We start from the raw sequence: 12,567 nt of genomic DNA, 5'->3' as shown, positions 1-12,567 counted from the left end.
TGGTCAGCCCTGCTGTTCGAGCAGCTTGTCGCAGGCCTCGACAGCGTTGTCGAGAGCTTCCTTCGGGCTCTGCTTGCCCTGGAGCGCCTTGGCGACCTCGTTGCGCAGCGCGGTCTTCATCTGCTCGCTGAACAGGACCGGCGTGTAATTCACCGCGTTCTTCAGGGACTTGGCGGCAGCCACCCGCACCCGCGTCACGTCGGTCCCGTCCTCCTTGGTGAAGTACGGGTCGTCCAGCGAGCCCGCGGTGCTCGGGAAGATCGCGACCTGCTTGGCGAACGACATCTGGTTCTGCGCGTCGGTGACGAAGTGCGCGAAGGCGACCGCGGCCGGGGTGTGCTTGGTCTGCGAGTTGACCATCACACCCATCACGTACATGTTCACCTTGCCGGTGCTGGTGATCTGGTCCGTGATGCCGATGTTCTTGTACAGGTTCGGCGCCTGCTTCTTGAAGTTCTCGAGATCCAGGGCGCTGCCCGGGTTCATGGCGACGGCGCCGGTGAGGAACTTCTTGCCGGACGACTCCGGGGTCGCGGTCAGCGCCTGCGAGTCCAGCGCCTTGGCGTCGTACAACTCCTTGTACTTGGTGAGGAGTTCGATGCCCTTGGCGTCGTTGAAGGCGAAGCCGTTGCCCTCCTTGTTCATCAGCTCGACGCCGTAGCGCCCGAAGTCCTCGATGGTGGGTACGTTGGCGAGTGTGGCCACCTTGCCGTCGCTCTTCCGGGCGAGCTCCAGGGCGTCGCTGAAGAGTTCGTCGTACGTCGTCGGGGGCTTGTCGGGGTCGAGCCCGGCCTCCTCGAAGAGCGACTTGTTGTAGAAGAGCGGGCCGGTGTTGAGGTACCAGGGGAAAGCGTATGTCCCGGTCATGCCCGGTATCTGGTGGCTGGCCCAGGCGCCCTCCAGGTACTCCTTCTTGTACTTCGAGGCGGCCTTGTCGAGGTCGAGCGCGAACCCGGCCTTGGCGAGCGGCGCGACGAGGTCGGGCGAGACGTTCACGACGTCGGGCAGGGTGCCGCCGGCCGCGTCCGCGCTGATCTTGTCGGCATAGCCCTCGGCGGGCTGGTCGATCCACTTCACCTTCGTGTCCGGGTACTGCTTCTCGAAGTCGGCGATCACGCCCTCGAAGTACGACTTGAAGTTGGCCTGGAGGTTCCAGGTCTGGAAGGTGATGTCGCCCTCGACCTTGCCGGATGCGTCCGTGGAGCCGCCCCCGTCGCCCCCGGAGCCGCAGGCGCTCAGCGGCAGGACGAGTGCGATGGCGGCAGCGGCGAGTGCTCTGCGAGATGTGCGCACGGTGACCGGGCTCCTTTGCGGCAGGATGGGCGAACAGTGCCGGGGCAGACCTTGCAGGCAACTCGCCGGGCAAGTCAATGGATTGGCGCGAGCTAAATTCATTAGTAGCAGAACAGAGCAGGTCAGAGCCGTGCTGCCCGCCTCTTGCAATCGATCACTAATGCGCTTTAGATTGCCTCAACTCAAGCGCATTAGTACACGGCCCCGGATGACTCCGGAAGAAGGCCCCGAAAGAACGGGGAGCAAGGGTGCCAGCCAAGCGGTCTCCGGCACGCCGGCCGACGATGAAGGACATCGCGCGCCGCGCCGGAGTCTCCGAGAGCGCGGTCTCCTTCGCGCTCAACGACCGGCCCGGCGTCTCCGAGATCACCCGCGACCGGGTTCGCCGGGTCGCCGAACAGCTCGGCTGGCGGCCGAGTACAGCGGCCCGCGCGCTGTCCGGCGAGGGCGCGGCCACGGTCGGCTTCGTGCTGGCACGGCCCGCGGACACCCTCGGCGTGGACTCCTTCTTCCTCCAGCTCGTCTCCGGCATCCAGGAAGTGCTCGCGGAGCGTCATCTCGGCCTGCTCTTCCAGGTGGTGGAGGACGTGACCGCCGAGTGCGCGGTCTACCGGCGCTGGTGGGCCGAGCACCGGGTGGACGGGGTGCTGGTCGTGGACCCGCGCGTCGACGATCCGCGGCCGGACCTCCTCGACGAACTGGGCCTGCCCGCCGTGGTCATCGGCGGCGTGCCGGACGCCCGGCACCCCGGTCTGTCCATCGTCTGGGCCGACGACGCGGCAGCGATGGCCGCGGTCGTGGACGAGCTGTACGCGCTCGGCCACCGCCGGATCGTGCACATCGCGGGGCTGCCCGGGCTCGCCCACACCGAGCGCAGGATCCGTACCCTGCGCGCCGAGGCCGAGCGCCGGGGGCTGAGCGAGGTCCGCTCCGTGCCCACGGACTACTCCGACACGGAGAGCACCGCCGTCACCCGCCGCGTCCTGGAGAGCGGCACCCCGCCGACCGCGCTGGTCTACGACAACGACGTGATGGCCGTAGCCGGGGTCGCCGCCGCCACCGAGCTGGGCTTCGCCGTGCCGGGCGACGTCTCGGTCGTGGCCTGGGAGGACTCCGCGCTGTGCCGCATGGTCAAGCCGTGGCTGTCCGCGCTCTCCCGCGACACCGTGGAGTTCGGCCGCACGGCCGCGCAGGAACTGACCGCGCTGCTCGACGGCGGTCCGGCACGCACCGTGCAGGTGCCGGTGCCGCGGCTGATCGAGCGGGACAGCACGGGACCCCGCGGGAGATGAAGAGGGCGGACATCACCCAGGACGTCCGCCCCCGGCGGGTCAGCTCTGCCAGTCCACCTTGAACACCCACACATGCTGCCCGGCCTTACGGGCGGCCTGCGGCACGTCGATCACCAGCGAGCCGTTGCTGACCGTCCAGGTAAGCGGCCGGGGATAGCCGAGCATGGTGACCTTGTCCCCGCCGCGGATCGGTACCGGCGCCTCGACGGTCAGCTTGCTGCCGGGTGCGGTCAGCGAGTGGATGTAGAAGGCCTTGTTCTGCCGGACCGTGAAGCGCAGGTCCGCGCCGAGTTCCGCCATCCGCGACCAGTACGTCGTGTCGTAGATCGCCTCGCCGTTGGTCTTCAGCCATCGGCCGGTCTCGCGCAGCCGGGTCTCCATGATCTCCGGGATGGTGCCGTCGGCGCGCGGGCCGATGTCGAGGAGGAAGTTGCCGTTCTTGGAGACGATGTCGACGAGGCTGTGCACGACCTCCTCGGTGGTCATGTAGGCGTCGTCCGGGGTCGCCTGGTTGTAGCCGTAGCTGCGCGGGTCCAGACCACGGCTGGACTCCCACTTGGCGACGACGGTGTTCTCGTACGTCGTGTACTCGGGGGTGGTGAAGTCGTGGAAGCCGATTCCCGAGCGGTCGTTGACCGTCACCTCGTATGGCTTGCGCCTGTTCTTGCCATGGTTGAAGTATTCGGCGAGCACCTCGATGCTGTCGTTCGCGCCGCCGATGTCGCACCAGATCAGAGCCGGGTCGTAACCGTGGATCAGCTCCAGCATCTGCGGGGCCTGATAGTCCTTCACATAGTCCTTGCCCGCGGTGTATCCGGTGTAGGGAAGCGGCTCCAGGGTGTACGGGTTGCGCGGGGCGTGGCCCGTCCACGGGTTGTCCGGGTTGAACCACTCGGGCATCGAGAAGTACAGACCGCGCTTCAGCTCCGGTGTGAACTGCTTCGAGGCGTCGAAGAGTTCGCGGATCAGATCGCGCTTGGGGCCCATCTTCACGGAGTTGCGGTCGGCGAGCTTGGTGTCCCACAGTGCGAAGCCCTCGTGGTGTTTCGAGGTCAGCACGTGGTACTCCGCGCCCGCGTCCCGGAACAGCTCCACCCAGGCCCGCGGATTGAACTTCTCCGCCGTGAACATCGGGATGAAGTCGTCGTACGCGAAGTCCTCGCCGTACGTCGCCCGATGGTAGGCGTACACCTCGTTGTCCGGGTGCTCCAGGTGGTCCCAGTACCACTCGGCGTACTGCTTGCCGACCGGCGACCAGGCGGGCACCGAGTACACGCCCCAGTGGATGAAGATGCCGAACTTGGCACGGTGGAACCAGTACGGCGCCTGATGTCCCGTCAGTGATGCCTCGGTGGGCTGGTAGTCGGGGACGCCGAGGGTCAACTCACGACTGCTGCTGGTGACTTCTTTGCCGCGTCCGCTGACGATCACCTTGCCGTCCTGCGCCGTCCCCGGTGTCGTCCCCACGCGGTTGCGGATGCCTACGCGGACGCGCGCCTGTTCGCCGGGGTCGAGGCGGATCACGCTCGCGGGCTCCACGGTGCGGGCGCCGGGCACGTCGACGCCGACCGACACCCGGTCACCGGCGAGGACGGCGACGGTGCCGGCGTTCACGACGGTGGCCTCCACGCTCTGCGCGCCGCTCGACTCCAGGAGGGAGAAGGTGGAGTGCGCGTCCCGCACGGCCAACGCCCGCCCCTGAGCCGCCGGTTGGAGCGAGAGGGCGAAGACGTGCAGCGAGGTCTTGTTCTCCTCGGCGGGGTTGATGGTCGGCAGCGTCAGGGCGACCGCCTCGCGCCCCGGGTCGATCCAGACCTCCGCAGTGCCGATGCCGACACGGTGCTCGTCCTTGCTGCCGTCCGGCCGGTAGCGGTACGGCGCCGACAGCGACCCGCCCGCCGAGTACCAGTCCGAGCCGCCGAGCCCCGCGCTCGTCGTGGAGCCGTCCGCGTAGTGCACGGTGGCCTTGCCGGACGCGTTGCCATAACTGCCCGCCGTGAGGAACAGGGCCGACAGGTAGCTCCCTTTGGGCAGTTCGATGCGCTGGCCGAGGGCGACCACGTTGTTCTTGGCGCCCGCCCCGGCGGACGGGAAGAGGAAGGCGATGCCGTCGACCTCGACCGGGCCTGCCGGAAGTTCCTCACCCGGGAACGTGTAGCCGGACCCGTCGAAGCTCCCGCCCCGCGCGTCGGCGGTGTCGATGCCGTCGTTGTCGAGGTGAGCGTCGAGCGGCACGGGTACCGGATCGGGGACAGGGACCCACTGGTTCCCCTGTCCACTCTGGTCTCCCTGTCCGTCCACGGACCGCGCCTCCGCCGTGGCGGCGAGGGGAAGAGTGGCGGCCACGGCGACCGAGGCCGCGGCTCCCAGTACCTGACGTCTTGGATACGTACTCATGGGCGGCTCTCCCATTCATCGGATGTCTGATGATCGAGCTGCTGCCAGAGCCTGTCAATGGAGTGCGCAGGGAAGGAAGTTGAGCAAGTGATCGGATGATCTCGTGCGTGTCGCAGGAGACAGCCCTCGGTCGAAAGCCGCCGGAGAGCTATTCCCTGAGTTCCGAGGTCCCGGGCTCTCGACGGGGCGCCGCTCCGCGGGCAGAGTGCACCTCGTACTACCCACCAGTACGCAAGGAGTGCCCGTGACCACCTGGGTCGGCCGGACCGCCGCCGAGATCGCCGCTGCCGTACGGGAGAAGCGGGTCACGCCTCGTGAGGTGGTGGCCGAGCACCTGGCCCGGATCGACCTGCTGGACACCCGCGTCGGCGCGTTCCGCACGCTGCGGGCGGAGGCGGCACTCGCCGAGGCCGACGAGCTGGCCACGCGGGATCTCGGCCGGCTCCCGCTCGCGGGCGTGCCGGTGGCCGTCAAGGACAACCTCCCGGTCCGCGGCGAGTCCAACCGCCTCGGCTCCGCCGCCTCCCCGGACACGCCCGCCGACCACGACCATGTCACCGTGGCCCGGCTCCGCGCTGCGGGCGCCGTCGTCGTGGGCCTGACGAACGTGCCCGAGCTCTGTGTCTTCGGCACCACCGACGGTGTGCACGGCATCGCGCGCAACCCGTGGGACACCTCCCGCACGGCGGGCGGTTCCTCGGGCGGCAGCGCGGCCGCGGTCGCCGCCGGGATGGTGCCGCTCGCACTCGGCAACGACGGTATGGGCTCGCTGCGCATCCCGGCCGCCAACTGCGGCCTGGTCGGCCTGAAGCCGGGCCATGGCACGGTCCCGGCGGGAATCGGCCACGGCGACTGGTTCGGCATGTCGGAGAACGGGCCGCTCGCGACCACGGTCGAGGACGCGCGCCTGATGTTCGCGGTACTGGCCGGCGCCGAGGCCGTACGTCCGCCGGGTAAGGAAGTCCGCAGGGTTGCCGTCTCCGTACGCAGCCCGCTGGTCGGTGTGCAGATCACCCGTCCGTACCGGGCCGCGGCACGGGAGGCGGCCGCCCTGCTGGCCACGGCGGGCCACCAGGTAGGGTCCGCCGACCCGCCCTACCCGCTCTGGCTGAGCACGACCTCACTCGCGCACTGGACGGCCGGCACCGCCGTGGACGCCGAGGAACTCGACCCGCGCCTGCTCACCCGGCGCACCCGCGTGCACGCCGCTGTGGGACGCCGCTTCCTCAACAGCGTCCGCAAGGGGGATCGCCGCGAGCAGCTCCGCAGACGCCTGGAGCCGTTCTTCGCCGAGCACGACGTGCTGATCACTCCCGCGCTGGCCCGGCGGGGTCCGGCGGCAGCGGCCTGGCACGAGCGGGGCTGGCTGCGCAATCTGCTGGTCAACACCAGCTACTCGCCGCTGACTCCGCCGTGGAACCTCACAGGCTGGCCCGCGATGTCGGTGCCGTTCGGCACGCTGCCGGGCGGCGCCCCGTGCGCCGTACAACTGGTCGGACGTCCGGGTTCAGAGCTCGATCTCCTCGCGCTGGCGGGACAGTTGGAGGAACTGCATCCGTGGCGGCGTACGGCAGCACTGGATTGAGCTGCTGCGCCCGGTAGCTGGACTGAAGCTACAGCGCCCGGTACATGATGTGCAGCCCCACCCGTCCGTGCCGGGGGTGCTCGAACGCGTCCGGCACGGTGCCCAGGATGGTGAAGCCGAGCGAAGTCCACAGCTTGACGGCCGGGTTGGTCTCCACGACGGCGTTGAACACCATGCCCCGGTAGCCGGCCGCCTGCGCCGCGACGAGGACGTGTTCGGCGAGGGCGCGGCCGATGCCGCGTCCGGCGTGCTCGGGGTCGACCATGAATCCGGCGTTGGCGATGCGGTCGGCGGGACCGGCGTAGTTGGCGGTGACGAAGGCCGAGCCGACGACGGCTCCGGTCAGGTCCTCGGCGACGTAGACGCTCTTGCCCGGCGCCATCCACAGGGCGCGGGCGGCCTCCTCGGAGGTGTCCGGGTCCCAGGTGTAGGTCTCGCCGGCCGAGACGATCCGGTGCCAGAAAGGCCAGATCCGCGGCCAGTCGTCAGGTGTGGCTTCTCGGATCTCACTGATCAGCATGGGCGTGAGTCTCACACGCCCATGCTGTCAGGGTTCGCGATGGGTCCTGCCGGGGGATCGCGAGGGGTTCTGCCAGGGTCAGTCGACGCTGGGCAGGATGTGCGGCTCGGCGAGGTCGTCCTCGTAACCCGCCAGGCGGATCGGGGCCGACCTGGCCCACACGTCGAGGCTGCCGAGCTTCTTCTCGGGCCGACGGCCCGCACCCTCAGTGAGTTCACTGGGGCGTTGATCGCGATTCTTCTCCGGTGTCACCGCGCACTCCTTATGTGTCGGGTCACCCTTGGGACGTACAAGACCAGTCAACTGTCGGCCGCTTGACGTCCGCTCGGGTCTGGGTCGAAGGCAGTTAGGGACGCGGTGGCGCCGGTAACTCATGTGAGAGCAGGCCGTGATGACCGGCTTGTCCCGTGACGGACGTGGGTGTGGGTGGAACCCAGTATGGCTGCCCGTCCGATACAGACTAACCAAATGAGCGGGTGCCCGCTCGATGGGGCTGAAAACACGAGGTAACCGTCTCGCGTCAATCAGTGTCCACCCGGCCCCGGTCTGCGGCGATTTGAAATATTACGGCCTCTTCGTCGCCACCCATTCGGCTCAATACCGACTGTGGACGGCGGACACCGCAAGCCGGGCGATCACACTCGGCGCGGAAGACGGGGCGCAGTTCAGATCCCGTTGGCCGGTTCGCAAGGAGGCCATGATCTGCTGACGATCCGCAACGGCTTTTCTCGCGGGAGGACTGGCGTATGGAGCTGCGCAGCGTCGAGGAGCTGATGGATCTGCTGCACGCCTGCCGGGGGGCCTGGGACACCCCGGACCGCAGTGGCGACCCGGTCGACCTGCACGATCACGCCCTGCAGACCGCCGCGCTGCTGCGCCGCGGCCATCCCGCCGACAAGGAACTCCAGGTGGCAGGCCTGGTTCACGACATCGGGCATCTGCTCAGACCGGGCGAGGACGCCGGTCACGCCGACCTCGCGGCCGAAGCGGTACAGCCGCTGCTCGGCGAACGGGTCTCCCGTCTCGTACGACTGCATGTGGCGGCGAAGCGCTATCTGGCCACGACCTCGCCGGGCCGCGGGCTGTCCGCCCAGAGCGCGCTGACCCTGGCCGTGCAGGGCGGCGCGATGACGCCCCTGGAAGCGGCCTCGTTCGAGCGTGATCCGTACGCCGAGGACGCGGTCACGCTGCGGCAGGCGGACGACGCGGGCAAGGTCGTCGGCCTCGACGCCGGGGTCATGGAGGACTGGCGTACGGTCCTGGAGCTGGTGGCGACACAGCACTCACGGCTGAAGGCGGGGAACCGGCCGACGACGCGGGGCTGGTGACCGCCCGACGGCACAGGACCAGTGACCGCCCGACGGCTTGCCGCCGAGGGCTGTTGACTGACGGCCCGTCATGAGACCGTACGCGGATGATGCCGCCGCATGGGCTCGAGGGCAGGGCCGCGATCGTCACCGGGGCCTCGCGCGGGATCGGTCTGGCCATCGCCGAGGCGCTGGCCGGAGCGGGGGCGCGGGTATGCGTGACCGCTCGGAACGCGGACGCGTTGAACCTGGCCGCCGAGCGGCTCGGCGGCGTCGGGCTCGCGGGTTCGGTCGCCGACCCCGCGCACCTGCGGGAGCTGACCGAACTGACAGTGCGGGAGTTCGGGCGGATCGACATCGTGGTGAACAACGCGGCGGCCAACGAGCCGTACGGCCCCCTCATGGACACCGACCCGGACCGCTGGCGCGAGGCGTTCACCGTCAACGTGGAGGCGCCGCTGCGGCTGGTGCGGTGCGCCTGGCAGGCGTGGATGCGGGAGCACGGCGGCACGGTCGTGAACATCTGCACGGAGGGTGCCGGACACGTCGGCCCCAACGTGGGCGCGTACGGCACGAGCAAGGCCGCGCTGCTCCACCTCACCCAGCAGCTCGCGGGGGAGCTGGCCCCCAAGGTGCGGGTCAACTCGGTCTCCCCCGGACTCGTCCGCACCGAGATGGCCCGCTTCGTGTGGGAGGGCGCCGAGGACGAGCTCGGCGCCGGCCTCCCGCTGGGCCGCATCGGGCAGCCCGAGGACATCGCCAGGGCGGTGACCTGGCTGGCCTCGGACGCGGCCGGCTGGATCACCGGTACCGACCTGCTGGTCGACGGAGGGACGCGGGTCAGGGCCGCCTATGCCGGCTCCCCCGGCCACGGGGTGCACGAGCGGCTGAGGACGCGGGCGCCGGGTGTCTAGGGGGTGTCGTCTGGACTCGGCAGGACAAGGGCCGCGACCGCGCGTTGAATGGTGGGTATGGGTGTTCGGCGGAAGACGAGACCCCGCAGAAGGACGCCGTTGATCGCAGCGGCTGTGGCCTCCCTGCTGTCGGCGGGCTATGCGGCCTCCGGATCCGCTGCGGCAGCGGATGGACCACCGCCTCAGCCGCCCCCGCAGCTCACGCAGGCGAAGGTGGATGGCGCCGTCGACGCTCTCGACCGCGTCATCCAGGACGGCATGAAGAAGACCGGGGTTCCCGGCGTCGCCGTGGCCGTCGTGTACAAGGACAAGGTCGTCTACTTGAAGGGCTTCGGCGAGCGGCAGGTCGGGCGGTCCGGAGCCGTCGGCCCCGACACCGTCTTCGAGGTGGCGTCGCTGTCCAAGCCGCTGGCCTCGACCGTGGTCGCGGGCGCCGTCGGCGACAAGTCCATCGGCTGGGACGACCCGGTGGCCGGGCAGCTGCCGCGCTTCGCGCTCAAGGACCCCTGGGTCACCGAGCACGTCACCGTCGCGGACCTCTTCTCGCACCGCAGCGGCCTGCCGGACCACTCCGGAGACCTCCTCGAAGACCTCGGCTTCGACCGGACGTACATCCTGGAGCATCTGAAGTACGAGCCGCTCTCGCCCTTCCGCGCGAGCTATGCGTACACCAACTTCGGAGTCACCGCCGCGGGTCAGGCCGTCGCGAACGCGAACGGCACCACCTGGGAGAAGCTCGCCGAGGACACGCTCTACGACCCGGCCGGCATGAACTCCACCAGCTCCCGCTTCAGCGACTACGACAAGGCCGAGAACAAGGCGGTCATCCACGTGAAGGGCGCGGACGGCTCCTGGGAGGCCAAGAACGTCCGTGACGCCGACGCCCAGTCGCCCGCGGGCGGTGCGAGCTCCACGGCCCGCGACATGGCCACCTGGATGCGGCTGCAGCTCGCGAACGGCAAGCTCGGCGGCGAGCAGATCATCCCCGCGGACCCGCTGGAGCGCACCCATCTCCCCGAGATCGTCAGCACCCCGCCGCATGCCCCGGCAGGCCGCACCGGCTTCTACGGTCTCGGCTGGAACGTCAGCTACGACGACCAGGGCCGGCTGCGCCTGAGCCACTCCGGCGCCTTCGCACTCGGCACGAACACCAACGTGTCAATGCTGCCCGGCGAGCAGCTCGGCATCGTGGTGCTCACCAACGGAGCGCCCGTGGGTCTTGCCGACTCGGTCGCGCTCGACTTCTTCGACACCGCCCAGTACGGCAAGCCCACGGCCGACTGGCTCTCGCTGGCCGCGCAGATCTACCAGCAGGGAGAGGAGGCGGGCCGCTCCCCCACCGACTACACCAAGCCCCCCGGAGACGCGGCCGACGCCCAGCCCGACGACACGTACACGGGCACCTACGACAACGACTTCTACGGTCCGCTCACCGTCACGGCCGCGAAGAACGGTGAACTGACGATGAGCCTCGGTCCCGAGCCGACGACGTTCCGGCTCACGCACTTCGACGGCGACACGTTCTCCTTCGAGACGGTCGGCGAGAACGCGACCGGCCTGTCCGGGGTCACCTTCAACGGCGCCTCGAACGGCGCGAAGGCGGGGAAGGTGACCGTCGAGGCCTTCGACGAGAACGGCCTGGGCACCTTCACCCGCCCCTGAAACACCCGTCGGTCACCACTTGCCGGGCGCGTAGTCCTTCATGAAGACGCCGTACAGGTCCTCGCCCTGCTCGCCGCGGACGATCGGGTCGTACACCCGGGCCGCGCCGTCGATCAGGTCGAGCGGAGCGTGGAAGCCGGCGTCGGCGAGGCGCATCTTGTCGGGGTGCGGGCGCTCGTCGGTGATCCAGCCGGTGTCGACGGCGGTCATCAGGATGCGGTCCTTCTCGAACATCTCCTGGGCGCTGGTGCGCGTGAGCATGTTCAGGGCGGCCTTGGCCATGTTGGTGTGCGGGTGTCCCGCTCCCTTGTAGCCGCGGTTGAAGACGCCCTCCATCGCGGAGACGTTCACGATGTACGTGCGGTTGGCGTCGGCCGCGGACATCGCCCCGCGCAGGCGGCTGATGAGGATGAACGGCGCGGTGGAGTTGCAGAGCTGGACCTCCAGGAGCTCGACCGGCGTGACCTCCTCGACGGACTGGATCCAGCTGTTGGTGTCGTGCAGGTCGGGGACGAGCCCGCCCGCGTCGATCGCCGTACCGGCCGCGATCCGCTCCAGGGACGCGGAGCCGGACACCAGGGCGAGGTCGGTGACCTCCTTCGCGGTCAGCGCACCGCCCCCGGCGACCGGCAGCGCGGCCACGGCGCCCGAGCCGAAGGTGCCGATCACCTCGGCGGGCGGCAGCTCACCGGCGGGCAGCGGGCCCGACTCGGCGGCGAGCAGCTCGCTGTAGGCGCCCGGTGAGCGGCGTACGGTCTGGGCCGCGTTGTTGATCAGGATGTCGAGCGGGCCCTCGGCGGCCACCGACTCGGCGAGCGCGACGACCTGGGCGGGGTCGCGCAGGTCAAGGCCGACGATCTTCAGCCGGCCGATCCACTCGTCGCTGTCGGGCATGGCCTTGAAGCGGCGGATCGCGTCGTTCGGGAAGCGCGTGGTGATCGTCGTGTGCGCGCCGTCGCGCAGCAGCCGCAGCGCGATGTACATGCCGATCTTGGCGCGGCCGCCGGTGAGCAGCGCGCGCTTGCCGGTGAGGTCGGTGCGGGCGTCACGGCGAGAGCGGTTCTCGGCCGCGCACTCCTGGCAGAGCTGGTGGTAGAAGTAGTCGACCTCGACGTACCGCTTCTTGCAGATGTAGCAGGAGCGCGGGCGCTGGAGTATCCCGGCGATCTCACCGGCGTCGGTCACGGACGAGGGCAGGATGCCTTCCGTCTCGTCGTCGATGCGCTGGGCGGAGCCGGTGGCCGTGGACTCCGTGACCGCCTTGTCGTGGGCGGTCTTGGCGGCCCGCCGGTCCTGGCGGCGGCGCTGCTTCACCGTGCGGTAGACGCCCGCGGTGGCCCGGCGGACGGCGATGGCGTCCGGGTGGTCGACGTCGATCTTGTCGAGTTCGTCGAGCACGCTGAGACAGACGGCGAGCCGTTCCGGGTCGATGCCGGGTCCGTACGACGCCTCCGCGACCTCTGCCGTGTCCACGGCGGGGGTCGCCGGGCTGTCCTCTGTCACCGTCATCGCCGTTGCCGTTCCTAGGGTTCCGCGCCGCGCCGAACCGCGTTCGCTTTCGAAGGCGGAATTTTACGGAGCAATCGTGCGTGGACCA

At 69.6% G+C, this 12,567-nt stretch carries 10 protein-coding genes; 5 read left to right on the top strand and 5 right to left on the bottom strand.

Features of this window, described 5'->3' with window-relative positions; translation table 11 throughout:
* Positions 1-3 precede the first annotated feature (3 nt).
* Entirely contained in the window at positions 4-1,293 is a 1,290-nt protein-coding gene (locus ACFVKT_RS02595) for an ABC transporter substrate-binding protein (protein WP_385726757.1), read from the bottom strand.
* A 248-nt stretch (positions 1,294-1,541) separates the two neighbouring features.
* On the opposite strand from ACFVKT_RS02595, the gene ACFVKT_RS02590 reads away from it, so the two are divergent.
* Positions 1,542-2,585: a LacI family DNA-binding transcriptional regulator gene (locus ACFVKT_RS02590; RefSeq protein WP_385726755.1), complete on the top strand. Its 1,044-nt coding sequence runs from the start codon at positions 1,542-1,544 to the stop codon at positions 2,583-2,585.
* 39 nt (positions 2,586-2,624) lie between these two features.
* Here the strand turns inward: ACFVKT_RS02590 and ACFVKT_RS02585 are convergent, their stop codons facing one another.
* Entirely contained in the window at positions 2,625-4,982 is a 2,358-nt protein-coding gene (locus ACFVKT_RS02585; RefSeq protein WP_385726753.1) for an alpha-L-fucosidase, read from the bottom strand.
* Between the two features lie 244 nt (positions 4,983-5,226).
* Between ACFVKT_RS02585 and ACFVKT_RS02580 the strand changes: the two genes are divergently transcribed.
* A complete protein-coding gene (locus tag ACFVKT_RS02580; RefSeq protein WP_385726751.1) occupies positions 5,227-6,567 on the top strand; it encodes an amidase in 1,341 nt (446 codons plus the stop codon).
* 28 nt (positions 6,568-6,595) lie between these two features.
* On the opposite strand, the gene ACFVKT_RS02575 is transcribed toward ACFVKT_RS02580, so the two are convergent.
* Entirely contained in the window at positions 6,596-7,087 is a 492-nt protein-coding gene (locus tag ACFVKT_RS02575; RefSeq protein WP_385728106.1) for a GNAT family N-acetyltransferase, read from the bottom strand.
* A 78-nt stretch (positions 7,088-7,165) separates the two neighbouring features.
* On the bottom strand, positions 7,166-7,339 hold the full coding sequence (locus ACFVKT_RS02570; RefSeq protein WP_266472427.1) for a hypothetical protein: 174 nt from the start codon (positions 7,337-7,339) through the stop codon (positions 7,166-7,168).
* A 494-nt stretch (positions 7,340-7,833) separates the two neighbouring features.
* Between ACFVKT_RS02570 and ACFVKT_RS02565 the strand changes: the two genes are divergently transcribed.
* From ACFVKT_RS02565 to ACFVKT_RS02555, 3 genes are all read left to right on the top strand, one after another.
* Positions 7,834-8,415 carry an HD domain-containing protein gene (locus ACFVKT_RS02565; RefSeq protein ID WP_385726748.1) on the top strand — a complete coding sequence of 194 codons (582 nt, stop codon included), beginning with the start codon at positions 7,834-7,836 and terminating at the stop codon, positions 8,413-8,415.
* An 86-nt stretch (positions 8,416-8,501) separates the two neighbouring features.
* The gene (locus tag ACFVKT_RS02560; RefSeq protein ID WP_385726747.1) at positions 8,502-9,308 is read left to right on the top strand and encodes an SDR family oxidoreductase; all 807 of its coding nucleotides are present in this window, start codon (positions 8,502-8,504) and stop codon (positions 9,306-9,308) included.
* A 57-nt stretch (positions 9,309-9,365) separates the two neighbouring features.
* Positions 9,366-10,970 carry a serine hydrolase gene (locus ACFVKT_RS02555; RefSeq protein WP_385726746.1) on the top strand — a complete coding sequence of 535 codons (1,605 nt, stop codon included), beginning with the start codon at positions 9,366-9,368 and terminating at the stop codon, positions 10,968-10,970.
* A gap of 12 nt (positions 10,971-10,982) precedes the next feature.
* Here the strand turns inward: ACFVKT_RS02555 and ACFVKT_RS02550 are convergent, their stop codons facing one another.
* Positions 10,983-12,479, bottom strand: coding sequence for an SDR family NAD(P)-dependent oxidoreductase (locus ACFVKT_RS02550; RefSeq protein WP_385726744.1), 1,497 nt, complete (start codon positions 12,477-12,479; stop codon positions 10,983-10,985).
* Positions 12,480-12,567 lie beyond the last annotated feature (88 nt).

The organism is Streptomyces sp. NPDC127595, from assembly GCF_042671685.1.
GTDB lineage: Bacteria > Actinomycetota > Actinomycetes > Streptomycetales > Streptomycetaceae > Streptomyces.
The sequence above is the reverse complement of the archived record's forward strand: the minus strand, read 5'-3'. Positions and strand labels throughout refer to the sequence as shown.